This window comes from Mesorhizobium sp. M1295, assembly GCF_040318135.1.
GTDB lineage: Bacteria > Pseudomonadota > Alphaproteobacteria > Rhizobiales > Rhizobiaceae > Mesorhizobium.
On sequence record NZ_JAMYLU010000032.1, the window covers coordinates 1 to 25,838 of the forward strand.

Consider the following 25,838-nt stretch of genomic DNA (forward strand, 5'->3'; position numbering starts at 1 on the left):
CCGGTGTAAAGCCCGATCGGCATCGACACTTCGATCGCGTCGTTCTTGACCGCACGATATTCGCTCTTGAACACGACGAGCACTTCTTCGGCCGTCGGATAACAGATTTTCTGGCTGCCTTTCTTCGCTTTCAGGTTCTCGGTGCGGATCAGCCCCGCATCCTCCAGCACCTGGATGTTGGTCGAGACGGTCGACTGCGGCAGCGACAGCACGGCGGCGATTTCGTTGACATTCATCGGCCCCTTCTCATGCAGCAGTTTCAGCATCGAGATACGCGCCGAGGAGGCAAGCCCCTTGAGCACGGCAATGCCTTCCTCAGGTTCAATCACCAGAAAATTGCGACTCATGAAATGCCCGGGCCCATGCCAAATCTATATCCGAAATTATCCTGTATATCGGGATATCTGATTTAATCAATGCGCAGGCGAACCCGAGCAATTTGTTAAATCCAGCAGGGCGACCGTCGCGCGGTGGCCCTGCACAGAATTTGTGCAGGAGCCATATGCAGAGTGGACACCTGAACGCCGATCGCCCAATCTAGTCCGGAGTCGAGCCCGGTGATGGCGGCTTGGACATGAAGTGGTTGGACGGGTCGTGACCAAAGGGTGGAAATTATATGATCAGCGACTGGCCTGGGTCCTCGTCGCGCCCGTGCTTTTGCTGCTTACCCTGCTTCTGCTGCTGCCGATCGCGATGATGACTGTCTACACGTTTTTCACCTTCGTTACCGCTGGGGTGGAGTCGGCGGTGCTGACCTTCGACAACTGGAAGGAATTCCTCACCGACAGCTACTATCACGGCTTTCTTTGGAAGACCGTTCGCGTCGGCGCCATCACCGCTGTGATCTGCGCGATCCTTGGCTATTTCCCCGCCTATTTCATCTGGGCCACGACTTTCAAGCACAAATGGCTGCTGCTGTTGCTGCTCATCGTGCCGTTCTGGATCAGCTTCACCATCCGGACATTCTCGTGGATCCATATTCTCGGCGAACAGGGGCTGATCAACGTCGTGCTCATCCGGCTGGGGGTCATCAACGAGCCGTTGCCGATGCTCTACACCGAGGGCGCCGTCATCATGGGGCTGCTGCATTTTCTGCTGCCCTACATGATCCTGAACGTCTATGTCAGCCTGGAGGGCATCGACCGCACCTTGATCGCCGCCGCCCGCTCGATGGGCTGCACCAGCGCACAGGCGTTCCGCGAAGTGACCCTGCCGCTGTCGATTCCGGGGCTGGGCGCCGGACTGTTGCTCTGCTTCGTGCTGGCGGCCGGCTCCTATGTGACGCCGCAATTGCTCGGGGGAAGCCGCGACGCGCTGTTCGGCAACCTGATCTACGACACCATCATGGGGCAGCTCAACTGGCCGATGGGCGCCACGCTTTCCATCGTCCTGTTCGTTCTGCTCGGTGCGGCCGCGGCCGCCTACAGCCGCTATATGGGCCTGTCGCAGATCATGAAGGGTCTCAGTGCATGAGAGCGGAGCATCCCGATCGCGAAGGCAGATGGGCGTGGCGGCTAACCGGCGCGATCACGGTGTGCGTCTATGTCTTCATGTTCGCCCCGATCCTCGCCACGGTCGTGCTTTCCTTCAACGCCTCGATGTTTGGCGGCTTTCCCCTCACCGGCTTCAGCCTGCGCTGGTACGAGAAGCTGCTCACCAACGGGCCGGTCCTCGATGCCTTCCGGACATCGATGTGGATTGCCCTGGTGACGGCAACGGTGACGACGCTGCTCGGCATCATGGCGGCATTGGCGCTGGTGCGCTTCGAGTTCCGTGGCAAGCAGGCGATCAACACGCTTGTCATTCTTCCCGCGCTGGTCCCCGAGACGATACTGGGCGTCGGCCTGCTGGTCATGATCAAAGCCGTCGACCAACCGCGCAGCATGACGCTTCTGGTGCTCGGCCACATTCTGCTCACGCTCCCCTACGTGGTGCTGATCGTTCAGGCGCGCATGGTCGGCATTAAACGTTCCTATGAGGAGGCGGCACTGTCGCTCGGGGCGCCGCGTGTGTCGACATTCCGCGAGATCACGCTGCCGCTGCTCATTCCCGCAGTGCTTGCCAGCGTGCTGCTCGCCTTCACCATCTCGTTCGACAACACCTCGGCCAGCCTGTTCTGGCGACCGGCGGGCGTCGAGACCATGCCGACGCAAATCCTCTCGATGCTGAAGATCTCGATCAGCCCCGAGGTGAACGCGCTGGGCACTGTCATGATCCTTTTGACGGTCGGCATTCCCTTGGCTGGTGGGCTCATCCTGCAAAGCCTCACCTGGTTCAAGGCAGGCAAGTGAAAATGAAAATGGGAGAATGAAAATGAAACTGACAACCACCAAACGACTGGAACGGCTCAACGAACGCTATGCCAATGGCGACATCAGCCGGCGATCATTCCTGACGCTGACGGCCGCCGCTGCCGCCGCCACCGGGCTTTCCATGCCCTGGATGGGACGCGCGCTGGCCGCGGTTTCGGAAGTGCGCTTCGACGGATGGGGCGGCGTGGTGCAGGAGGCGATCGATAAGTACGCGTTCCAGCCCTACACCGCCAAGTCCAAGGTCAAGGTCGTCCAGGGCACCTTTGGCGACGAGAACGAGATCATCACCAAGATCAAGACGTCGAAGCCGGGCGACTTCCAGATCGTCCATTCTTCCGGCGTCAACTACTACATCAAATACGTCAATGGCGGCTTCAACTCGGAGATCAACGAGGCGAACATTCCGAACATGGCGAATGTGCTGACCGCCATGATCGAGCCGTTCCGCAAGATCACGCCGAAGCTGTCGGCAGTGCCATATGATTACGGCACCACCGGCATCGCCTACAACAACAAGGTCATCTCGCCGGAGGAAGCCAAGGAAAAGGGCGCCAACCTGCTTACCGACAAGAAATATGCCGGCAAGGTCGGCGGCTACGCCGATATGACGACGCGCGTCTGGTATGCGGCGCTGCAGACGAAACAGGACCCCAACAACATCCAGGACATGGATGCGGTCTGGGCCAAGGTTCGCGAGACCCGCGACCTGGCCAAGAAGTTCTGGAGTTCCGGCGCGGAACTGATGGACCTCCTGTCGCGCAACGAAATCGTCGTTACCGATGCCTGGTCCGGACGCGTCGCCGCCCTGCAGCAGCAGGGCCAGCCGATCGGCTATCTCGACCCCGCCGGCTCATACGCATGGATGGAGGACATGCTGGTGCTCAAGGGATCGCCGATGGCCGAATGCGAGGAACTGATCAACTTCATGCTGGATCTGGCCACGTCGATCGCTGTCGCCGAAGGCCAGAATTATCCACCCTCGCTTGATCCGACCAAGGTGAAGCTGACCGACAAGATCGCAGCGCTTCCGGCCTTCGACCCGACCGGATCGATGAAGTCGCTGACCTTCGCCGATCCGCTCTACTGGGCGAAGAACGAAGACGCCTGGACCAAGCAATGGGACAGGGTGTCGAAAGGTGCATGACGATAACAGCCACGATCAGCCCCGGCCGGCATCGGCCGGGGCTGATCGCGACCCGCTCGCTCGGGGCGAAAGCCAGCCGACAGGAAAGCCTGCGGTCGAGTTTCGCGACATCGATATTTTCTACGGCAAGTTCGCCGCCGTGCGCGATTTTTCACTGGCGATCCGCAAGGGCAGTTTCGTCACCTTGCTGGGGCCGTCCGGATGCGGCAAGACCACGATCCTGCGATCGATCGCCGGCCTGGTGGATATCACCAGCGGGCAGATCTCGATCGGCGGAAAGCGCGTCGACGACATCCCGATCTACAAGCGCAACATCGGCCTGGTGTTCCAGAACTACGCGCTCTTTCCACACAAGAACGTCTTCGACAACGTCGCATTCGGGCTGAAATACCGGAACGTGCCGAAACCGGAAATCGTGCGCCGGGTCAAGAAGGCGCTGGATATGGTGCGGCTGCCCGGCAGTGAGACAAAGCTGCCGTCACAGCTCTCGGGCGGCCAGCAGCAACGCATCGCACTGGCCCGCGCCATCGTCTTCGAACCGGAAGTGCTGCTGCTAGACGAGCCCTTGTCGGCGCTCGACGCCAATATGCGCGAGGACATGCGCGTCGAGATCAAGAAAATCCAGCGGGAGACGGGCATCACCGCCATCTTTGTGACGCACGACCAGGAAGAAGCCTTGTCGATGTCCGACCGCATCGTCGTGATGAACGCCGGCCTGATCGAGCAGATCGGTTCCCCCGCGCAGGTCTACGACCAGCCGGCCACCGCATTTGTCGCCAATTTCTTGGGCAAGGCCAACATGCTGCCCGGCAGCGTGACGGCGATGGACGGCAAGATGGCGACGATCGCGCTGGCCAGCGGCCATGTCGTAAAGGCGGCCGCGCCGAAGGCGCTCACGGCCGGCAGCGCGATCACTGTCGTCGTTCGCCCGCAGAAGCTTACCGTTGGCGCGGCGGGTGCTGCCAACAGGCTGGCGGGACGAATAGTCTCGACCTCCTATCTCGGCGGCAATGCGGTCTACGAGATCGACATCGGCGCTGGCACGCCGGTGCGCGCCAACACGCTGATCGACGGCCAGCCGCTGCGTGAGGGCGAAACGGTCGATGTCTGCTTCGACCCGCTGAGCTGCGTGCTTCTCGACGCGCAAGGCGTACGCATCGCGTAGCGAGGCGGCGCTGAGCCATTTCAGTCTTTCGCGTCACCTTTTGGCCCGAGAAACCGCGTATAGACCTCACCGACAATACCGCGCCGGAAAACCAGCACGCAGACCATGAAGGTCAGGCCGGTGGCGATGGTCACCGGAAAATTCGAGGTGGCGAGCGTGTTTTCCAGGCCGACGACCAGACTGGCGCCGATGATCGGCCCGACCATGGTGCCGATGCCGCCGAGGAGCGTCATCAGGATCACCTCGCCCGACATCTGCCAGGTGACGTCGGTGAGCGTGGCAAACTGGAAAACAATCGCCTTGAGCGCGCCGGCCAGCCCGGCCAATGTTGCCGACATGACGAAAGCCGCCAGCTTGTAGTTGGCGACGGAATAGCCAAGCGAAATCGCCCGGCTCTCGTTTTCGCGGATGGAACGCAGGATCATGCCGAAAGGCGAGTTGATGATGCGCCAGATGGCGAACACGCCGATCAGGAAGACCGCCAGAACGAAATAGTAGATGTTCATCGAGACGTTCAGGTCGAGCATTCCAAACAGCCTGCCGCGCGGCACGCCCTGGATGCCGTCCTCACCTCCGGTGAACGGCGCCTGCACGCAGAAAAAGAAGAACATCTGCGACAGCGCCAGCGTGATCATGGCGAAATAGATGCCTTGCCGGCGGATGGCAAAGAAGCCCATCACAAGGCCAAGCAGCGCGGCACCCATGACGCCGAGCAGGATGCCCGCTTCCGGCGGCCAGCCCCAGACCTTGACCGCATATGCGCTGAAGTAGGCCGCCCCGCCGAAGAACGTCGCATGGCCGAAGGACAACAACCCGGTGTAGCCGATCAGAAGGTTGAACGCGCAGGCAAACAGCGCAAAGCACAGCATTTTCATCAGGAAGATCGGATAGACGAAGAAAGGCGCCACCAGCAGCGCCAGGATGCCGAGCCCCACCAGCGTCCATTCAAGCCATACCGAACTTTTGGCGCGCGTCTCGCGAAGTGAGAGTTCGGCCATCTCAGACGTCCCTTCCGAACAGGCCGGCTGGCCGGACCAGAAGCACGATCGCCATGATGACGAAGACCACCAGATTGGAGGCTTCGGGATAGAAAACCTTGGTCAGGCCTTCGGCGAGCCCAAGCATGTAACCGGTAACGATCGCCCCGAGGATCGATCCCATGCCGCCGACCACGACAACGGCGAACACGACGATGATGAGATCAGATCCCATCAGCGGGCTTACCTGATAGATCGGCGCGGCGAGAACGCCGGCGAGACCGGCAAGAGCGCAGCCGAGGCCGTAGGTAAGGGTCAGCAGCAACGGCACGTTGACGCCGAAAGCCTGGACCAGGCGGGGGTTCTCCGTTGCCGCGCGCAGATAGGAGCCCAGCTTGGTCTTCTCGATCAGCACCCAGGTGCCGAAACAGACGATCATCGAGGCGACCACCACCCAGCCGCGGTAATTTGGCAGGAACATGAAGCCGAGATTGGTGCCGCCGGACAGCAGCGGCGGCACGGAATAAGGACTTCCCGATACCCCATAGTAGTACCGGAACACGCCTTCGAGCACGAGCGCGAGGCCAAAGGTGAAAAGTAGACCGTAAAGCGGGTCGATATCGTAAAGCCGCGACAGCGCCAGGCGCTCGACCACGACACCGAAGCCGCCGACGATCAGCGGCGACAGGATCAGAGCCGGCCAATAGCCGATGCCGAACCGGGTGAGCAGCAGATAGCCGATGAAGGCGCCGAGCATATAGAGCGCGCCGTGAGCGAAATTGATGACGCGCAACAGGCCGAATATGACAGCCAGGCCGAGGCTCAACATGGCGTAGAAAGAGCCGTTGATGAGGCCGACCAGCAATTGGCCGAGGAATGCCTGAACGGGTATTCCGAAGATCATCGTCATGGCGCCATCATACACCCAGCACTTCATGCAGCAGCGTCATGCGATCAGGCAGTTCGCCGACCGGAAAGCCCGACACTACCTTGCCGTGCTCCATCAGATAGAAACGATCGGTGACACGGCTGGCAAAGCGGAAATTCTGCTCGACCAGCAGGATTGTCATGCCGCGCTTTTTCATCGTCGCCAGCAGATCGCCGATGCGCTGCACGATAACGGGAGCCAGTCCCTCGGTCGGTTCATCGAGAAGCAGCATTTTCACGCCGGTCCGCAGCATGCGCGCGATCGCCAGCATCTGCTGTTCGCCGCCCGACAGCCTGGTGCCGGGGCTGTTGCGGCGCTCCTTCAGATTGGGGAAGAGATCGAATATTTCCTCCACGCTCATGCCGCCCTCGGCTACGATCGGCGGCAGGACCAGATTCTCGTCCACGGTCAGCGTCGCGAAGATGCCGCGTTCCTCCGGCACCAGGCCAATGCCTTGATGCGCCGTCCGGTGCAGTGGCAGGGGCATCAGATCCTTGCCGTCGAAAGCGATCTGGCCGGTCCGCTGGCGGATCAGCCCGATGATGGCGCGCAATGTCGTGGTCTTGCCGACGCCGTTGCGGCCCAGCAATGTCACCGTTTCACCTGGAAAGACCTCCAGATCGACGCCGTGAAGCGCGTGGCTTTCGCCATACCAGGCGTTGAGGCCGCGGACTGCAAGAAGAGGCGCGGCGTCACTCATCGGCGGTGCCCATATAGGCGATCCTCACCCGTTCGTCGCGACTGACCGTGGCATAGTCGCCGGCGGCAAGGATTTCGCCGCGCTGCATGACGGTTATCCAGTCGCAAAGATCGGCTACAACAGTCAGATTGTGCTCGACCATCAGCACGGCGCGATCCCTGGCGACCGAGCGGATGATGTCTGAAACCGTGCGCACATCCTCTTGCCCCATGCCGGCCATCGGTTCGTCGAGCAGCAGCACTTTCGGATCGAGGGCCAGCGTCGTGGCGATCTCGAGCACGCGTTTCCTGCCATAGGAGAGATCGGCGGCGGGCCTGTTCTTGGCATCGTCGAGGCCGACAGACCGCAAAAGCTCCTCGGCGCGCGGCGTCAATCGATCGAGCGCTGCCAGCGAGCGCCAGAACTGAACGCTGAGCCCGCCCGGCCGCTGCAATGCAACGCGCACATTGTCGAGCACGCTGAGATGCGGAAACACCGCCGATATCTGGAACGAGCGCACCAGGCCCATCCGCGCGACCTTGGCCGGCGACGTGCGGGTGATGTCGTGGCCGAGCAGTTCGATCCTGCCGCTCGTCGGCGGCAGGAACTTGGTAAGCAGGTTGAAGACGGTGGTCTTGCCGGCGCCGTTGGGCCCGATCAGCGCGTGGATGTTGCCATGGTAGAGGTCGAGATCGACATTCCTGACCGCGACGAAACCGGCGAAGTCGCGCCGCAGGCCCCGGGCGGAAAGCACCACTCGCGGCCCATTCGGTTCGGGCGGCGCCATCGGCCCGCCAATCACTCGCTGGCCGTAGGACAGCCGCTTTCCTTGGGGCTCAGGAACGCCTCGTTACCGGGGATCGTGGCAAGGGGTTTGTAATAGTCCCATTCCTTGGTGCTCTCGCTCGGCGACTTGACCTGATAAAGATACATATCGTGGACCATGTTGCCGTCGGACTGCACTTTGCCGTTCGCCGTAAAGACGTCGTTCACCGGCATCGAATGCAATTCCTTGGCGACGGCTTCAGTCGCGTCGGTGCCGGCCTTGTCGATCGCCTTCAGATACTGCGTCACTGCCGAGTAGGTGGCGACCTGGATCATGTTCGGCATGCGGTTGGTGCGCTTGAAAAACTGCTGGGCGAACTCGCGGCTCTTGTCATCGCGATCCCAGTAGAAGCCTTCGGTCAGCACCACGCCTTGCGCTGCCTCGAGGCCGAGCCCATGCACCTCGGCCAGCGTGAACAGAAGCGCTGCAAGCCGCTGACCGCCCTGCACGACACCGAACTCGGCCGCCTGCTTGATCGAGTTGGAGGTGTCGAGGCCGGCGTTCGCCAGCCCGACGACCTTGGCGCCCGACGATTGCGCCTGCAGCAGGAAGGATGAATAATCGGTCGAGCCGAGCGGATAGCGCACCTCGCCAACCACCTTGCCGCCATGGCTCTCGACGAACTTGGCGGTCTGCTCCTTGAGCGAATAGCCGAATGCATAATCGACGGTGACGAAGAACCAGCTGTCGCCGCCTTGCTGGACAAGAGCGCCACCGGTTCCTACCGCCTGCGAATGCGTGTCATAGGCCCAGTGGAAGCCATAGGGCGAGCATTGTTTGCCGGTCAGCTCGGTGGTTGCGGCGCCGGTGACGATGTCGATTTTCTTCTTTTCCTTGGAAATCCCCTGGACGGCCAGCGCCACCGAGGAGGTGGTCAGTTCCATGATGGAATCGACCTGTTCGGTATCATACCACTGCCGCGCAATGTTGGAGGCGATGTCCGGCTTGTTCTGGTGGTCGGCGCTGACGATCTCGATCGGCGCGCCTTGTGCCTTGCCGCCGAAATCCTCGACCGCCATCTTGGCGGCCTCGACCGACCACTTGCCGCCGAAATCGGCATAGACGCCCGACTGGTCGTTGAGAATGCCGATCTTGACCTTACCGTCAGAAATCTCGGCGGCTGCGGCAGGCATCGCAGTCGCTGCAAGAAGCGCGACCGAGGCCAGGTACGATATCTTCATTGGTGACTTCCTCCCTTATGGTCGACAACCGAGCAACATGTCGGCGGCTGCCTGCTGCGGCACGAAGAGTGGCCTCCCATATTCCGTCCTCTCCGGCGGAAAATCGCAGCGCTGTACGGCCGCCTATGCCCGTCCCTCAAATCGTAGCATCGCGCGGCAACGCGAGAACAGTTACTTTAGTATTAGGCTCGCGGTGCCCATGCCGCGGACGTCGAAGCGCAACATAGGGCCGGATCGTGCAGGGTCCAGATGGCGTCTGATCTCTCTGAAGCCGACGTGCCGTGATGAAATCCCGGCCCGAGCGGTCGTGATCAGATGATGCAGCTGAACGAGAAACGTGTGTTCTCAACCGCCGGCTGGATGATGGCATGCAACCAGGCGGCCATCGCCGATGCTTTGAAGAAGCGGACGCTCGCTGCGGCAGAGGGAGGTGGCGGCTGGGCAGCGGGTGTGGAACCGGCATCCCGAAGGTGGGTTCATCGGGCCGGGCAGGTCGCCCTTGAGTACCAACCGCCCGCGCCGCGCCCGGTCGATGCTGGGTATCGGAACGGCGGAACGCAGCGCCGCGGTGTAATGGTGTCTGGGCGCCGCAAAGACCTCGTCGGTCGGCCCACTCTCCACGATCGATCCCAGATACATTACCGCCACACGGCTCGAGATCTGACGCACCACGGAAAGGTCGTGAGCGATGAACACATAGGTCAGGTTGAACTCCTCGCGCAGATCGGCGAGCAGATTGACGATCTGCGCCTGGATCGACACGTCGAGCGCCGAGACCGGCTCGTCGGCCACGATAAGCCGTGGCCGCAGCGCCAGCGCACGGGCGATGCCGATACGCTGGCGCTGGCCGCCGGAGAATTCGTGCGGATAGCGCGATGCGTGCTGGGGCGACAAGTCGACCCGGCGCAGAAGGTCGGCCACGCGATCCGCCATTTCCGATGCCGAGAGGCGTTCATGGATACGGAATGGATCGGCCAGCAGATCGCCGACCCGCCGGCGCGGATTGAGCGAAGCGCTGGGATCCTGAAAGACCATCTGCATCTGCCGCCGCAACGGACGAAGCTGGCGCTGGGAGGCATCGCTGATGTCGCGGCCCTCGAATTCCAGCGACCCCGAGCTGATTTCGGTCAGACGCACCAGACACCGGCCAAGCGTGGATTTGCCGCAACCGGACTCACCGACGATGCCGAGCGTTTCCCCGGGCCAGATGTCGAGAGACACCTTATCGACCGCATGTACGGTCCGGCGCTGTGCCGGGAAGATCGAGCGGCCGACGCTATAACGTTTCGACAGATCGCCGGCGCGAAGCAGCGGGCGCGGCACGGCATTCATCGTTGCATCTCCACGCCGCCAGCCTTCTGGACAGCGAATTGTCTGCGCGTGGACTCCGGCAACACGCAGGCGGCGCGATGGCTCTCGCCTTGCATGATCGGCAGCTGGACCAGACAGGCGTCGTGGCGAAAGGCACACCGGGGGCCGAAGGCGCAGCCTTTCGGCAGGTTGGAGAGCGAGGGCGGAATCCCCGGGATAGCGGCAAGCCGGGCCGGACGTGGTCCCTCCATCGGCGGGATCGAGCCGAACAAGCCCCATGTGTAGGGATGCAGCGGCGCCCGGAACACGCTGCTCTTGCCGCCCTCCTCGACAAAGCGTCCGCCATACATCACCAGCACCCGGTCCGCGACTTCGGCAACGACGCCAAGATCATGCGTGACCAGGATCACCGCCGAGCCGAACTGGTCGCGCAATCGTCCGATCAGCTCGAGGATCTGCGCCTGCACGGTAACATCGAGGGCTGTGGTCGGTTCATCCGCGACGAGCAGCGCCGGGTTGCAGGAGAGTGCCATGGCAATCACCGCGCGCTGGCGCATGCCGCCGGAAAGCTGGTGCGGGTAGCTGTCGACGACCCGATCCGGATTTGCGATGCCGACCGCATCCAGCAATTGCACGGCCCGCGCCCGCGCGGCTTTCGCCGACACTTTTTCATGCGCGCGCACCTGCTCGCCGATCTGGTTGCCGATCGTATGCACAGGAGTGAGCGCCGACATCGGATCCTGGAAGATCATCGCGATCTGGCGGCCGCGAATGGCATCGAGCGCACGCCGGCTGAGCCCGATCAGCTCCTGTCCCATGAAACGGATGGAACCGGAGACGATAGCGTTGGGGCTGTCGATCAGCCCCATGATGGCGAGCAAGGTCTGGCTTTTGCCCGAACCGGATTCGCCGACCACCCCGATGATCTCGCGCTGCTCGACGGCAAACGAGACGCCTCCCACCGCCCGCACCAGGCCCTCGTCGCTGCGGAAGGAGACGGTGAGGTCCTTGACCACCAGAAGAGGAGCATCAGCCGACATTGCGTGCCCTCGGGTCGATGATGACGAAGACGACGTCGACGACGAAGTTTGCCATCACCACGAAGAAGGCGGCGTAGATCACCGTGGCCAGGATCATCGGCAGATCGAGGGTCTGCAGTGCCTCATAGGTCAGTTTCCCGACACCCTGCAATCCGAAGACCACTTCGGTCAACAGTGCGCCGCCGCCGACCAGGGCACCAAAATCGAGGCCGAACATGGTAACGAACGCGACCAGCGAGGTCCTGAGGCCATGATGCAGCAACACCCGGCGCTCGCCGATCCCCTTGGCCCGGGCGGTGCGGATGAAATCCTCCTGCATCATCTCGATCAGGCTTGCGCGCAGCACCCGTCCATAGAGGCCGACATAGAGGGTTGCCAGCGTGAACCACGGAATGACGAGCGCCTTGAACCAGCCCCAGGGATTCTCGGTCAGGGGGATGTAGCCGAGCGGAGGAACCCAGGAAAACAGCCAGCTGTCGTGCCAGCGGCTTTGTGTCAGCAGGTTGGCGACCTCGCCCAGCCAGAAGACCGGGATCGACACGCCGACCAGGCTCAGGATCATCAGCGCGCGATCAACGAATGTACCGCGCGTTGCGCCTGCGATCACCCCGACAATCAGTCCACCCAGCACCCACAGCACTGCCGCGCCGCCGACCAGCGACAGCGTCACCGGAATGGCGCTTATCACGGTCGGGATGACGCGCTGCCCGCGATTGACGAAGGAGGTGAGATCACGGCTGACAAAAAGCCGGTTCATCATCAGCCCATATTGCACAGGCAATGGCCGGTCGAGACCGAAATCGTGGCGCACCTGGATCAACGTCTCTTGCGAAGCATTGCGGCCGGCAATGCGCGCCGACGGATCGGCGCCCGGCGTCGCAAAGAAAATCAGGAAAGCAACGACACTTATGCCGAACATGACCAGCACCATCTGGCCAAGCCGGAAGCCGAGCGCGGCAACCACTAGACGCCCCTCGGCGACGATTTCGGATCGAGCGCGTCGCGTACGCCGTCGCCCAGAATGTTGAGGGCCAGGACCGTGATGACGATGGCCAGCCCCGGCGCCAGTGCAACGACCGGCCGCGAATAGAGCAGGCCCTGGCCGTCCTGGATGATGGTGCCCCAGCTGGCATCCGGCGGCTGCACGCCGATCGACAGGAACGACAGCGAGGATTCCGTCATCATGTTGAGCGCCAGGATCAACGGCACGAAAACGATGATCCGGGTCACCACATTGGGCATGATGTCGCGCAAAAGGATGCGCCAGGGCGACGCGCCCAGGCCGATCGCAGCGGTCACGAATTCGGCATGCATCAAGGTCAGGACATGGCCACGGATCGGCCGCGCCACATAGGGCACATAGACGATGCCGATGATGAAGACCGGTAGCCACAGGCTGCCGGAGCGGATTTCGAATGGACCGATCTGGATACTCTGCGCAATCAGCACGATCGACAGCGAGATCGCCAGCAGGAAAATCGGGAAGGCCCAGAGCACGTCGAGAATGCGCGACAGGCCGATGTCGACGATGCCACCGAAGAACCCGGAGACGACCCCCAGAAACGTCGCGAGGACGAGGCACAGCGCGGCTGCAGCACCCGAGATCAACAGCGAATCCCGTCCGCCGTAAAGCAGCCGCGCCGCGACGTCGCGGCCCTGGTTGTCGGCTCCGAGCAGGTAGGGACCGATGCGCCACGTCGGCCCGATCGGCGTCATGCCGAGGCCAAGGCCTTCTGTGGAGGGCTGCAGCACCGGCTGGGTCACCCCATCGACGACGACCTCGCCATTGAGATTGGTCACAAATGGATCGGTGCCGGAGACGTACCGCGCATAAAGCGGCGCCGCGAGCGAGGCGATCACGACGACGACGAGCACGGCGAATGCCGATATTGCCGAACGATCGCCTTTCAGCTTGCGCCATGCCGTGCGCCACGGGCCATCGGTGGCCCGGCGAACCGAGATGGCGGGCTGATCCGCAATGACATTGACCATGAACAGGATTGCCTAGGAAAAATCTCGGCCTGAAAGATGCGCTGATCCGCCGGAAAAGGAAATGCGACGGAGAGCCGGCGGCGCTCCGTCGCATTGGCTCCGGGAGGTTATTCCACCCAAGACTGGCTGACGATCCAGTAGAATTGTGGGCTGAAGGTGAAGTTCTTCAGCCTGGACGAGATGACATCGACCCGCTTCGGCGTGAACAGGACGGCGACCGGCGCCTTGTCCGTCACCGCCTTGTCGATGGCGGTCCAGAGTGTCGCGCCCTTGGCCGGATCGGCGATGGTGGCTGCCTCTGCCTCGTCCATCGATGCGTCGATCGACTTGTCGCAGAACCCCGAAATATTGACCGAGGCGTCGGAACCTGGCGTAAACGAGGCACAGCTGAACAAGACCTGCAGGAAATTCGATGGCGCCGGGTAATCCTGGAACCATTGCGAGATCGAAATCTGCACCTTGTTGTTGGTGTTCTGGATGTAGGTGAACTGGATGTTCTGCGAAATCGGCTTGACCGATGTCTTGTAGCCAAGCTGGTTGAGCACGTCCTGCAGATAGACGCCGATCGCCTTGGAGACAGTGGTGTCCTCGGTGATGATCGTCACCTCCTGACCTGCGGTTCCCGATTCAGCAACCAATTGCTTGGCCTTATCCATATCCGGCGCGGACCACTTCTCACCCGGATTGGCGGTGAACGGGCAATAGGCTGCGAATGACGGGAAGCCCGGCGGCAGGATCTGACAGGCCGGCTGCGCCAGATTGCTGCCGCCGAAAAGCTTGACGATCGCGGCGCGGTCGATGGCGAAGTTCACCGCCTGGCGAACGCGGATGTCGTTGAACGGCGCCAGATTGGTGTTCATCGGCGCATACCACATCGCCGTCAGCGGGTGAACCGTGACCTGCTTGGCATATTTGGTGCCGAGTTCGGCGAGACGGTCGGACGGCGGCGGATCGAACATCCAGTCCGCCTGGCCATTCTCGACCGCCGTCACCGCCGCCTCGTCGGTAAGGCCGAATTCATAGTCGATCTCGTCCGGATATCCGGCCGGCTGCGCTTCCTTGCTCCATTCCTTGAAGTGAGGGTTGCGCACAATCTTCATCAGCTTGTTGGGGTCGTAGCTGGCGATCATATAGGGTCCGGTGCCCGGAATCGGATCGGTGCCGACGTCCTTGAGCGGCGCGCTCGCCGGCAGGATCGACGCGTGTGGAACGGCAAGCTTCTGCAGGAACTCGGCATCCGGCTGGACCAAGTTGAAGGTAATGGTTCCGGCCGCATCATCGACAGACAGGCCACCTTTGAGGGAGCATGTCGCGGGCGCCTTCAAGCATGCATCCGCGCCGATGATGCCTTTGTAGAAGGTCCCGGCCGTCGGCCCGCTGATCTTGAAGATGCGCTGGAACGAAGCGACCACGTCTTTGGTCGTGACGTCCGAGCCATCGGCGAACTTGATGCCCTTGCGCAGCTTGAAGACATAGGTCTTGCCGCCGTTCTCGACCTGCGGGAGGCTTTCCGCCAGGTCCGCGACGACCTCGAAGCCGGTCTTGTCTCCGGCCTTCCTGTAGGTCACCAGGCTATCGTAGAGGACATAATTGATTTGGAAATACTGCAGCGTGTAATTGATGTGCGGATCGGCGGTGCCTGCCGCGGCATTGGCCAGCAATCGGAGCGTGCCGCCTGGCTTGCCCTCGGCGGCCAAGGCACCGCTTGCCGGCGACATCATCGTCACGCCGAGCAGAGCCAGCCCGGGTATCAACGCTGCAAATGCTTTTTGGGGTCGCATATTTGTTCCCTCATGGAGGCGTGTCGGCTTTTGCCGCGCTGAATCCGGTCGATCGACCACCGCGCGGCTGAAAACAGTCCTGGGTTTGCGAACGGCGTTCGCTACTCGCCCAATCGCAAAAGACTACGGCGAGCGAAGCCGGACGGGATAGCTATTAAGATAGATAGGGTCGGACAGGCTTATTCCCGCCTATTTGTTGAGCAGTCGCCCGACATGGCTATTTGACAAGCAATCATCAGCGGGTAAGCTTGCCGGATGCAAAGCCTTCCAGGCGATCTAGAGAGCCGGTTCCGAACTGGAATGAGCATCGACGCTGCCATGGCGATGGCGACGGAGGTGCTGGAGCCCATCGGTTTCACCGCATTCATCTACGACTATACGCCGGTGCCGGTCAGTCACAAGGGCGACCTTATCACGCCCTCGCTGATGGCTCTGCGCAACGTGCCGCGCGACATGCAGGATCTCTGGTGCAAGGGCGGATATTATCAGCTCGACCCGGTGCAGGAGGCCGCGCTCGCGGTATCGAGACCGTTTCTCTGGTCGCACAACGGCGTTCAGAGCAACGTCATGCAGCGTGTGCTTCAGTCCAAGCACGATCCTGTGGTCAGCTATCTGCTTGACACGAGGATGACCTGCGGCGTCACCGTACCCATTCGCCTTGCCGGCGGCGATCTCGCCACCTTCACCGCTATCCGTGCCGATCCGGAGGCCGGGTTCGAGGCCGAAGCCAGACCCTTCATCGCCGAGATCGGCGATCTGGGTCATCTGCTGCATGATTCCGTCTATGCCGGTTTCGATGCTGGAATCCGCACCTGCCAACATGTCCATCTGACGTCGCGCGAACGCCAGTGCCTGCGCCTGGCCGCTGCCGGACTGACGGCCAAGCAGGTCGCGCGTGAGATTGGCCGCGCGGTGCCTACCGCAACGCTGCACCTCAACGCGGCGACGCGAAAGCTTGGCGCGCGCAACCGCTTCCATGCCATCGCGCTCGCCGCCCATTACCGGCTGCTTGAACCGGAGCATTGAGGCTCTCGACCTGCGGGCGATCGGCCTTGCCTCGGGCAAACTCATAACCGGCAAACCTATAAATATTGCTAGCTGTAAATGCGCCGGGCCGCTTAGTACCGTCGGCCGCAAAACAAGGCTTGGGAGGGTCCACACTTCGGCTCCTGCCGCGCCATGATGCGGAGCTTTGATTGTGACGGCGCATGCGATCACCGAAGGATTTAGCCAATACCAGGGCTATCGCACCTGGTACCGAGTGACCGGAAACCTCACCTCGGGCAAGCTGCCCCTGATCGTCGCTCATGGTGGACCGGGCTGCACGCACGACTATGTGGATTCATTCAAGGAGCTTGCCGAAACCGGACGAGCCGTCATCCACTACGACCAGATCGGCAATGGCAAATCGACCCATCTGCCGGATAAGGGCGGTGACTTCTGGACCGTCGATTTCTTCCTGGGCGAACTCGATGCGCTGCTCGCCCATCTCGGCATTGCCAGCCGCTACGCCCTGCTGGGCCAATCCTGGGGCGGCATACTTTCGGCCGAGCACGCGGTGCGCCGCCCGGAGGGGCTCAAGGCATTGATCCTGGCCAATTCGCTGGCCTCGATGGTGCTGTGGGTGAAAGGAGCCCGGCAATTGCGCGCCGGGCTGCCAGCCGATGTGCAAAGCGCGCTCGACCGGCACGAAGCGGCAGGAACCACCGATCATCCGGAATATGTTGCGGCGACGAAGGCTTTCTACGACCGCCATGTCTGTCGCGTCGTTCCGATGCCGCCAGAGGTCGCCCGGACATTTGCGGCAATCGAGGAAGATCCGACCGTCTATCACACCATGAATGGTCCCAATGAGTTCCACGTCATCGGCACGATGCGGAACTGGACCATCGTCGACCGCCTGCATCAGATCGAGGCGCCGACCCTGGTTTTCCGCGGCTTCTACGACGAAGCGACCGAGGCCTGCGTCCAGCCCTTTCTGGATCTTATCCCGCACGTCGAAGGTTTGGTCTTCCCGAATTCCAGCCACATGCCGCATGTCGAGGAAAAGCACGACTGCCTCGCCGCCGTCGGGCGCTTCCTGGCCAAATACGACTGACGTTCCAGCACGCCCTTCAGCCTGCGGTGGCCGAAGACGAGTGACAGTCCGCTCTCGGCGAGGTCGGCGAGCAACTCCTCGTTGCCGCCGCCGGTGCCATGACGATGCCGTCGATGCGGCGCTCCAGCACCCGGTCGATCTCGCGCGCTTCGCGTGCCGTGTTTCTCCTCGGTGTTGAACAGTAGAATATTATAGCGCTCGGCGCGCTGGTGGGCTGCGTCTCCAGTCCGCGTACGAACTCGGCGAAAAAGGGTTGGTGACGTCCGAAATCGGCGCGGCGATGGTGCCGGTCTGGGCGGCGCGCAGGCTGCGCGCTCAGCCATCCGGCCGATATCTCAGCCCGCTGAGCTGTCTTGAGCTTCTTTTGGTCTCGACGCTCAGGGCGCGCGAACCGTTGCCGACAGGCGAGACCATCGCGGCCGACGCCGAGTGCGAAGGTGCCTGCAGGTATGGAACGTGTCCACCCCAAGTTTCGCCAAGCACGTTGCAACCGAATCTATTAGCCGGCGTTAAAGTGCGGGTGGTTTAGCGGGAGGCTTTCATGCAGACGTATCTCGTCGAGCGTATGGACGGCGACGATGTGATCTCGGTGCGCGTCGTCAACGCGCCGAGTCCGTTCAAGGCTGCGGCCATGGTGACCGATGGACATATTACCTTCCGAAAGTGGGAAAAAGACTGGATCCGCGTGACTGACGAAAATCGGGGACAGATCTATGCATATTGTTTTGTCGCCGGCAGCTACTCCGATACTGAACCATTGCCGGTATCGCCCGGGAGAACCACAGAATAGGCAATGTGCCTGAATAGCGGCGATTCCGTCTTCGATCCCACCTTGGCAGATGTGTAACAGGCGTTGCCAACTTGGCACGAACGCCAGTGCTCGCTGCGTCAAGCGCACCACGCGAGCCCGGCATGATTGGCTCTGCCGGCGGCTTGCGAAACAGGCGAAAGTGACTAACCAAGCGTCCTTGGGCGAAGATCGGGGCATCATCAGAATGATCGATGAAAAGATTGGGGCGGGAGGCGATAAGTGATCCTAATCTTAGCGTGGGCAACTCATGTCTTCGGCATATTTGGGATCAGAAGTCGCGGATCAGGATCTAGCGGTGGATTGTCAGACAACGACCTCCAATAAATGGTCAAGTGTTCCACAATACGCACTGGATCAGGGTGGTCCGGTACTGCGCCCATTTCAAGGATTGGGCACCGATTTTACCAACGTTGCCGTATTCGATCACCTGAGAAATATGGTCCGCCAGTACCCCGACAAGCTTGCAATCAGCGACGGCGCCAATCGTCTGACTTATTCCCAGCTTCTCCGGTCAGTTGAGACGCTGTCCTACCAGATCGCTGCCGCCGTCCCAGACGGACAGGCGATAGGGATTCTTCAGGCCAACTCGGCCTGGTATCCCATCGCCATGCTGGCAAGCATGACGGCTGGGCGACTTTCGGTGCCACTCAACGCGCGAGATCCCAGCTCGCGGATCCTGGAAATCGTGGCGGGGGCGCGGCTCTCGGCCATCCTGGGCGAGGGCAATGTCCGACCCGCCGGTTTGCCTCACCAAGTCAGTTGGATCGATGTGCCCACCAGTGCGGCCTCGCAATCGGTACAAGTGCCTCAGCCCTACCCCGTCTCGGTCGATGCGCCCGCCATCGTGCTTTATACGTCAGGGAGCACAGGCCGCCCCAAAGGCATCGTTAACAGCCAGCGCAGCTTGCTGTGCCGGGTCCAGCAATATGTCGATGCATGCCACATCAACTCGGATGATGTTTTCCTGCCATTGACCGGACCCGCCACAATCGCCGGGTACCGGGAGATTCTTGCAGCCCTTCTCACCGGGGCCACTTTGCATCTGGTCGAAGTCGAAGCGGTCGGCTTGCGCGCCGTTCAGCGCCTAGTGCGATCCGAAGGCGTGACAATCACCTATCTGGTGCCGGCGCTGCTTCGCGCGCTCATGGCCGACGGACCTGCTGAAGCGTTCCATTCGCTTAGAGTCGCCCGGATCGGTGGCGAGAAGGTGCCCTGGACCGACATCGCACTGCTGCGCAAGGCCGTCTCCGATACGTGCCTCATCCAGATCGGTTACTCGTCAACCGAGACCACCGGCTCACAATGGTTCTTGCCGCGAGACTGGCCGGAGCATGGAGATTCGGTTCCAGTTGGTTGGCTGCTGCCTGGAATCACCTTCGCAATTGTCGACGAAGCGGGCCGCTGCGTTCAATCGGGCCGCAGCGGAGAGCTTCTGATCAGGAGCCCGTATGTCTTGCTTGGCCATTGGGAGGACGGGGCGGTTATGCCGGCGACATCAGACCCGGACGATCCAGGCCTTCGGATTTTCGCGACAGGTGACCTCGTCCGACTTGATAATCAAGGCTTACTGCACATCGTCGGTCGCAAGGGACGGCAGGTAAAGATCAACGGTCGACGCGTCGAGCCAGCCGAACTCGAACGGGTGCTGCGTTGCGCGCCTGCTGTTGCGGATGCCGTGGCAATCGTGACTGCGGCCAATGAGCTTGTCGCCTTTGCCGTTCCTCGGCGCTCGGCCGAAGCGAGCTTTTCGGACGAGCTTCGCCAGCTTGTGAGGACCAATCTGCCACCGCCGCTGCGTCCCTTGCGGTTACACACGATCGCCGAGATCCCGCGTCTGCCAAGCGGCAAGGTGGACATCTCGACACTTGCAGAGATGGATCTTTCAGCCAGAGGGACGGCAGCGACGGCGCGTCCGCTCGAGCCGCGAGGCAAGCTGACGGCGCAGCAGATCGTCCAGCGGGCGTGGACCAGCATCCTCAATACGCGCGTAGCGGCGGGACGCTGGGATGACGCCGGAGGAGACTCGCTGAAGCTGCTGCACTGCGTCATGGAAATCGAAAGCGCCATCGGGCAGGAAATCGGCCTTGAGGCGTTCACCGTTGGAATGAGCCTGGACGAGATGGTCAAGGCGGTCGCGTCTGCACAGGCAGGCGACCAAAGCGCGCGCGCCCAGAAGCATGATCCTCCAATTCTTTTTCTGTTCCCGGGATCCGTCGGCTACGGCCCGAGCCTTGCTGCCTTTGCAGCAGCGATGGGCAAGATCACCCGCGTTGCCCCGATCAGGTACCCAGCCCTGACCATGATCCTGCGCGGGCAAAACAGCCTCTCCGACATGGCCGATGCCGCCGTCGAGCAGATCCGCCGCGCTCAACCCGCGGGTCATATACGACTTCTCGGTCATTCGCTCGGCGGTGCTGTCGCTTTCGAAGTTGCGGCGCGGCTGCTGGCCGCGGGGCGGACCGTAAGGTTCCTTGGCATTCTCGACACCAGTCTCGTCGGCGAGCGAAGCGCTCGCTGGGAGACGTTTACGCGCACATTCAATCGAATCCGAACCAACCGCGTATCCGCTTATCGGATGGCTTGCCGGGCCCTCGCGAAAGTCGCCGTGGCAATGCGGCGCGAGGCGCAACTGGTCCGGTTTCTCGATCGTTTCGCTCAGGGACAGTTCAACGCGACGAGTTTTAGAACCAAACTGGAACTGCAAGAGGTTTTGCGCGCGCGAGCCTTCTTCCAGTGGGTGGCCGAGCCAAAGCCGGCGCTGCCGATCACAGGCACCCTGTTCCGCTGTGCTCGACCCGGAATGCCTCTGGCCATCGGCTGGGATCGCGCTTTCGGACATCTGGACGTGATTCCGATCGTCGGCAGCCACATCGATCTGGTCGTAGAACCTCACCTCGCCACCAACCGCCCGCTTATCGAGAAAGCGGTGGCGCAAACCTATTCGCCAACCGAGTCTCGCAAACTGGAGTACAAGCTATCGACCTGATCTCAACATTCAGCAAGGACGCGCTTGTGCTCGACGCTGCTGCGGAGGTCGATCGCATCGTCCAGATCCTGCGCCAGCAGGTCCTTGGCACGCTGCGACGTCGAGGCGCGGTTGTCGGCCTCTCAGGCGGCATCGACAGCTCCGTCGTCGCGGCGTTGTGTGTTCGCGCCTTTGGGAAAGACAAGGTCCTCGGAATATTCATGCCGGAGCGCCACTCCTCCGGTGACTCGCTAAGGCTTGGCCGCACTGTCGCCGCACAGCTTGGCATCGATGCGATCCTGGAGGACATAACACCGGCCCTCGAAGCGATCGGCGCCTATTGTCGGCAGACCGAGGCAATCCAGACTGTCGTTCCCGACTATGGGGACGGCTGGAAATGCAAGCTGGTGCTGGCCTCAGTTCTCGAGAGCAATGGTCTCAACATCACGCGCCTCACGGTTCAGGACCCTGAGGGCAGGACCGACACGGTGCGTCTGCCGTCGGCAGCCTATCTGCAGATCGTCGCCGCAACCAATTACAAGCAGCGCCTGCGCAAGATGACCGAGTACTATCATGCCGACCGCCTCAACTACGCGGTAGCGGGCACGCCGAACCGCCTGGAATACGACCAGGGCTTCTTCGTCAAGCAGGGCGACGGAATCGCCGACCTGATGCCAATCGTTCACCTCTACAAGACCCAGGTCTACCAGTTGGCCGAATATCTTGGGGTTGAGGAAGAGGTCCGGCGCAGACCGCCCACCACGGACACCTTCTCGATGGCGCAGAGCCAGGAGGAGTTCTACTTCGCACTGCCTTATTATCTGATGGATTTGTGCCTCTACGGGTTAAACCACGGGATCGCTAGCGAAGACGTCGCCGAGGCCACCGGTCTCACCGTGGTGCAGGTTCAGAAAGTTTTCAAGGATATCGACAGCAAACGGCGCGCCGCACGCTATCTTCACGCGCGGCCGTTGGTGTCCTCTTCAATGGGCGAGGGCTAGGCGATGTGCGGCATCGCCGGAATTGTGTCGCTGAGCGCCGCCGCGGCGCCCCCTTCCCGTGATGCGCTGATGCGCATGGTAGGCACACTGGCGCATCGCGGCCCGGACGAGCGCGGTCTTTACCGGGACAAACGTGCGGGATTGGCGCATGCCCGTCTGTCCGTCATCGATCTCGCCAGTGGCCAGCAGCCACTCGCTGGCGCGGGCGACACAATGTGGATCGTCTTTAACGGCGAAATCTTCAATTACATCGAGCTGCGACAAGACCTGGTCGCGCTCGGTTATCGCTTCCGCACACGCAGCGACACGGAGGTCATCGTCCATGCCTATCATGCCTGGGGCGAGGCCGCCTTCGAGCGGATGAATGGGCAATGGGCAGTCGCCATTTGGGACTCCGTGGCGGGTCGACTCGTCTTGTCGCGGGATCGGTTCGGCATCTGTCCGCTGCATTTTTGCGAGCACGGCGGACGGCTTTACTTCGCCAGCGAGGTGAAGGCCATTTTCGCGGCCGATGCGGATATACCCCGCGCCTTCGATCCAGCCGGCATCGATCAGACTTTCACGCTCTGGACCGTCGTGCCGCCACAAGGCGTGTTTGGAGGAGTAAGCGAACTCACTCCAGGGCACATTCGCATTTATGACAGTGGCATCGTTCGCGAGCGGGCTTTTTGGAAGCCAAGCTATCCAGAGGTTGACGGACCCGGCGATGACGAATTCGCCGGTTCACTTGATGACGCGGTGGAGGAAGTGCGCGGCGCCCTGGAAGCCGCTACGGCGCTCAGGATAGTACGCGCCGACGTGCCGGTCGGCTGCTATTTGTCCGGCGGGCTCGACAGCTCGCTGGTCGCCGCGCTTGGAAGACGCTTCGCCGGCGGGCGCTTCCAGACTTTCTCCCTGCGTTTTGCCGACGCCGAGTATGACGAGACTCATTTCCAGCGCCTGGTTGCCGGCATGGCGGGAAGCGAGCACCATGAGGTGGTTGTTTCGCGCAGCGATATCGCTGGCATCTTCCCTGAGGTGATCTACCACACCGAGCGGCCAATCCTCAGGACCGCGCCGGCGCCGCTGTTCCTGCTATCGAGACTGGTGCGTCAGCATGGCATCAAGGTCGTGCTGACCGGCGAAGGGGCCGACGAAATGTTCGCCGGCTACGATCTGTTCCGCGAGGGCAAGGTCCGCCGTTTCTGGGGACGCCAGCCCGCCTCGACGCGACGCTCCCGGCTGCTGGAGCGCCTCTATCCCTATCTCAGCCGCTCGCCGGTGCAACAGCAGGCGATGGCACGCCAGTTCTTCGGGCGCGACATCCACGCCCATGACGCGCCTGGTTTTGCGCATGGCACGCGCTGGCGTACCACGAGCGCTATCAAGCGGCTGTTTTCGGCAGACATGCGGGCCCAAACGGAGCGCCGCAACGCCGTGTCCGAGCTGCTTGCCCGCCTGCCGGCGGAGTTTTCGCGATGGGGCTCCCTTGCGCAGGACCAGCATATCGAGATCCAGACGCTGATGTCGGGATACCTGCTTTCATCGCAAGGGGACAGGATGCTCTTGGCCCATTCCGTCGAGGGGCGCTTCCCATTCCTCGATCATGAACTCGTGAGGCTCGCGAATTCGCTTCCGGCCGCCTATAAGCTGCGCGTGCTCGATGAAAAGCATGTTCTGAAGCGTGTGGCGCAACCGATTGTGCCGTCGGAAATCGTCACTCGCAAGAAGCAGCCCTACCGGGCCCCCAACGCGCTTTGCTTCGTCGCCGATGGCGCTCCGGCCTATATTCGCGAAGCACTTTCGGAGGCGGCGCTGCGCGAGGCAAACGTCTTCGATCCTAAGTCGGTTGCCCGTCTCCTGAGCAAGTGCCAGGCCAGCGCCGGCGGCGCCGACCTGTCCAACTCCGACAATATGGCGCTGGTCGGGGTGCTGTCGACGCAGCTTCTTCATGAGCAATTTATCGCGAGCCGACCAAGTGGAGCTCGCACGCTCAAGCTCAGCGTCGATATCGACCGCGAGCATCGCGCAGAGGTGCTCGCATGATGCATGGCGCCGTACCGCTCCTGCACGACTATCTCATCCACTCTGCCAGCCGGCTCGGCGGGAAGGTGGCCCTGGTGTGCGGTAATCAACGTGTCACCTACGGCGATCTCGATATGCGCTCGAACGCCATAGCGCATCATTTGAGCCAGGCCGGAATCGCGCGCGGCGATCGGGTGGTGATCTTCGCCGACAACACTGTCGAGGCCGTCGTCGCTTTCTGGGCCGTGCTCAAGGCCAACGCCGTGGTGTGCATCGTCAATCCACTCACCAAAAGCGACAAGCTTGGTTATCTGCTCAACGATTGCCGCCCGACGGCACTGATCACCGACAACCACCTGCATTCGATTTTCAGGGAGCCGGCGCGGAATTGCCCATCGTTGCGGTGCATGATCGTCTCCGGGCCGATCGAACGCGACGACCTGCAAGAACTGCCGCATGCTGTGCGCTGGGAAACTGCGGTCGCGGCAGCCCGCAGCACGCCGCCCGCGCGCCGCTGCATCGATATCGATCTTGCTGCAATCATTTATACGTCCGGCTCGACGGGCGAGCCCAAGGGCGTGATGCTGACGCACCGAAACATGGTTGCCGCGTGCGCCTCGATTTCCTCATACCTGGCGCTTGCTGAAGACGAGGTGATCCTCAACGTCCTGCCGCTCGCCTTCGACTACGGCCTGTACCAGATGATCATGGCATTCGGCGCGGGCGCCCGGCTGGTGCTTGAACGCTCGTTCGCCTTCCCCGCGCAGATCCTTGGGCTGATCAAGCAAGAAAGGGTGACGGGCTTTCCCGGCGTACCGACCATCTTCGCCGCACTCGGGGAGCTCAAGTCTCTCAGGGATCAGGATTTTTCGAGTATTCGCTATGTCACGAACACTGCGGCCGCTCTGCCGCTCAAGCACATTCTCCTGCTTCAGGAGCTATTTTCTCGTGCCCGTATCTATTCGATGTACGGCCTTACCGAATGCAAGCGCTGTACCTACCTGCCGCCGGAGGATCTCGAGCGAAAGCCGTTGAGCGTCGGGATCGCCATCCCCAATACGGAAATGTGGATTGTCGACGAGCATGACAGGCGGGTCGGCCACGGTGTCGTTGGCCAGCTCGTCATCCGCGGAGCGACGGTGATGAAGGGTTACTGGGGCAAGCCGGAGGCGACGGCCAGGAAGCTCAAGCCCGGACCGCTGCCGGGCGAGCAGGTCCTGTACACCGGCGATTACTGCCGGATGGACGCCGAGGGCTACCTCTACTTTGTCGGTCGCGGCGACGAGATCATAAAATCGCGGGGCGAGAAGATAGCGCCGAAGGAGGTGGAAAACGTGTTGATGGAGATTGCGGGCGTACGGGAAGCCGCGGTCATCGGCGTTCCGGACGAGTTGCTTGGACAAGCAGTGAAGGCATTTGTCGTGATGGAGCAAGGAAGCATGATCGGTGAAAAGCAGTTGCAGAAAGAGTGCCAGAGACGACTGGAAAACTTCATGGTTCCAAAGTCGATCGTCATCGTACCCAGTCTGCCGATGACCGACACGGGCAAACTCAAAAAAACCGCCCTGTCATGAGTCGGTATCAGGGCGAAGTTGATCAGCATTCATTTTTTGTACCGGAGGC

General features: G+C 61.7%; 22 protein-coding genes. 11 read left to right on the plus strand and 11 right to left on the minus strand.

What is annotated here, in order from left to right; all coding sequences use genetic code 11:
• On the minus strand, positions 1 to 347 hold a 347-nt coding region (locus NKH29_RS29250; protein ID WP_352964336.1), incomplete at its 3' end, for an ArsR/SmtB family transcription factor.
• 247 nt (positions 348 to 594) lie between these two features.
• Here NKH29_RS29250 and NKH29_RS29255 point away from each other — a divergent pair.
• From NKH29_RS29255 to NKH29_RS29270, 4 genes are read left to right on the plus strand one after another with little or no spacing between them, the layout of a single operon-like run.
• Complete coding sequence (locus NKH29_RS29255) at positions 595 to 1,473, plus strand: ABC transporter permease (RefSeq protein WP_023718528.1); 879 nt, start codon at positions 595 to 597, stop codon at positions 1,471 to 1,473.
• Positions 1,470 to 2,291 (plus strand): ABC transporter permease, encoded by an 822-nt coding sequence (locus NKH29_RS29260; protein ID WP_023718529.1) that lies wholly within the window; start codon positions 1,470 to 1,472, stop codon positions 2,289 to 2,291. Before NKH29_RS29255 ends, NKH29_RS29260 begins: the two co-directional genes overlap by 4 nt.
• Before the next feature lie 22 nt (positions 2,292 to 2,313).
• Positions 2,314 to 3,456: an extracellular solute-binding protein gene (locus tag NKH29_RS29265; RefSeq protein WP_353001177.1), complete on the plus strand. Its 1,143-nt coding sequence runs from the start codon at positions 2,314 to 2,316 to the stop codon at positions 3,454 to 3,456.
• Positions 3,449 to 4,621: an ABC transporter ATP-binding protein gene (locus NKH29_RS29270; RefSeq protein WP_352844721.1), complete on the plus strand. Its 1,173-nt coding sequence runs from the start codon at positions 3,449 to 3,451 to the stop codon at positions 4,619 to 4,621. The genes NKH29_RS29265 and NKH29_RS29270 overlap by 8 nt, the downstream gene beginning before the upstream one ends.
• A gap of 20 nt (positions 4,622 to 4,641) precedes the next feature.
• Here NKH29_RS29270 and NKH29_RS29275 read toward each other — a convergent pair whose 3' ends face one another.
• From NKH29_RS29275 to NKH29_RS29320, 10 genes are all read right to left on the minus strand, one after another.
• Positions 4,642 to 5,619 (minus strand): branched-chain amino acid ABC transporter permease, encoded by a 978-nt coding sequence (locus tag NKH29_RS29275; RefSeq protein ID WP_353001179.1) that lies wholly within the window; start codon positions 5,617 to 5,619, stop codon positions 4,642 to 4,644.
• A gap of 1 nt (position 5,620) precedes the next feature.
• Entirely contained in the window at positions 5,621 to 6,508 is an 888-nt protein-coding gene (locus NKH29_RS29280; protein ID WP_031193840.1) for a branched-chain amino acid ABC transporter permease, read from the minus strand.
• Positions 6,509 to 6,515: 7 nt separating this feature from the next.
• Entirely contained in the window at positions 6,516 to 7,226 is a 711-nt protein-coding gene (locus tag NKH29_RS29285; RefSeq protein WP_352484605.1) for an ABC transporter ATP-binding protein, read from the minus strand.
• The gene (locus NKH29_RS29290) at positions 7,219 to 7,992 is read right to left on the minus strand and encodes an ABC transporter ATP-binding protein (protein WP_023718535.1); all 774 of its coding nucleotides are present in this window, start codon (positions 7,990 to 7,992) and stop codon (positions 7,219 to 7,221) included. The genes NKH29_RS29285 and NKH29_RS29290 overlap by 8 nt, the downstream gene beginning before the upstream one ends.
• A gap of 11 nt (positions 7,993 to 8,003) precedes the next feature.
• Complete coding sequence (locus NKH29_RS29295; RefSeq protein WP_353001180.1) at positions 8,004 to 9,212, minus strand: ABC transporter substrate-binding protein; 1,209 nt, start codon at positions 9,210 to 9,212, stop codon at positions 8,004 to 8,006.
• A gap of 345 nt (positions 9,213 to 9,557) precedes the next feature.
• Positions 9,558 to 10,544 (minus strand): ABC transporter ATP-binding protein, encoded by a 987-nt coding sequence (locus NKH29_RS29300; protein WP_023718538.1) that lies wholly within the window; start codon positions 10,542 to 10,544, stop codon positions 9,558 to 9,560.
• On the minus strand, positions 10,541 to 11,563 hold the full coding sequence (locus NKH29_RS29305) for an ABC transporter ATP-binding protein (protein WP_352494495.1): 1,023 nt from the start codon (positions 11,561 to 11,563) through the stop codon (positions 10,541 to 10,543). Before NKH29_RS29305 ends, NKH29_RS29300 begins: the two co-directional genes overlap by 4 nt.
• Positions 11,553 to 12,527, minus strand: a complete 975-nt coding sequence (locus tag NKH29_RS29310; RefSeq protein ID WP_352484599.1) for an ABC transporter permease — start codon at positions 12,525 to 12,527, stop codon at positions 11,553 to 11,555. The genes NKH29_RS29305 and NKH29_RS29310 overlap by 11 nt, the downstream gene beginning before the upstream one ends.
• Entirely contained in the window at positions 12,527 to 13,555 is a 1,029-nt protein-coding gene (locus NKH29_RS29315; protein WP_352484598.1) for an ABC transporter permease, read from the minus strand. Before NKH29_RS29315 ends, NKH29_RS29310 begins: the two co-directional genes overlap by 1 nt.
• A gap of 107 nt (positions 13,556 to 13,662) precedes the next feature.
• Positions 13,663 to 15,336, minus strand: coding sequence for an ABC transporter substrate-binding protein (locus tag NKH29_RS29320; RefSeq protein ID WP_353001181.1), 1,674 nt, complete (start codon positions 15,334 to 15,336; stop codon positions 13,663 to 13,665).
• A gap of 300 nt (positions 15,337 to 15,636) precedes the next feature.
• On the opposite strand from NKH29_RS29320, the gene NKH29_RS29325 reads away from it, so the two are divergent.
• From NKH29_RS29325 to NKH29_RS29355, 7 genes are all read left to right on the plus strand, one after another.
• Entirely contained in the window at positions 15,637 to 16,362 is a 726-nt protein-coding gene (locus NKH29_RS29325; protein ID WP_353001183.1) for a LuxR family transcriptional regulator, read from the plus strand.
• 172 nt (positions 16,363 to 16,534) lie between these two features.
• Positions 16,535 to 17,434 (plus strand): proline iminopeptidase-family hydrolase, encoded by a 900-nt coding sequence (locus NKH29_RS29330; RefSeq protein ID WP_031193844.1) that lies wholly within the window; start codon positions 16,535 to 16,537, stop codon positions 17,432 to 17,434.
• A gap of 541 nt (positions 17,435 to 17,975) precedes the next feature.
• Positions 17,976 to 18,224 (plus strand): hypothetical protein, encoded by a 249-nt coding sequence (locus NKH29_RS29335; RefSeq protein ID WP_023718545.1) that lies wholly within the window; start codon positions 17,976 to 17,978, stop codon positions 18,222 to 18,224.
• A 268-nt stretch (positions 18,225 to 18,492) separates the two neighbouring features.
• Positions 18,493 to 21,231, plus strand: coding sequence for an AMP-binding protein (locus NKH29_RS29340; RefSeq protein WP_353001184.1), 2,739 nt, complete (start codon positions 18,493 to 18,495; stop codon positions 21,229 to 21,231).
• Positions 21,228 to 22,211 (plus strand): NAD(+) synthase, encoded by a 984-nt coding sequence (gene nadE / locus NKH29_RS29345; RefSeq protein WP_031193946.1) that lies wholly within the window; start codon positions 21,228 to 21,230, stop codon positions 22,209 to 22,211. The genes NKH29_RS29340 and nadE overlap by 4 nt, the downstream gene beginning before the upstream one ends.
• 3 nt (positions 22,212 to 22,214) lie before the next feature.
• Positions 22,215 to 24,236, plus strand: a complete 2,022-nt coding sequence (gene asnB, locus NKH29_RS29350; RefSeq protein ID WP_353001185.1) for an asparagine synthase (glutamine-hydrolyzing) — start codon at positions 22,215 to 22,217, stop codon at positions 24,234 to 24,236.
• Positions 24,233 to 25,789 (plus strand): class I adenylate-forming enzyme family protein, encoded by a 1,557-nt coding sequence (locus NKH29_RS29355; protein ID WP_023718549.1) that lies wholly within the window; start codon positions 24,233 to 24,235, stop codon positions 25,787 to 25,789. Before asnB ends, NKH29_RS29355 begins: the two co-directional genes overlap by 4 nt.
• The last annotated feature ends 49 nt before the right edge of the window (positions 25,790 to 25,838 follow it).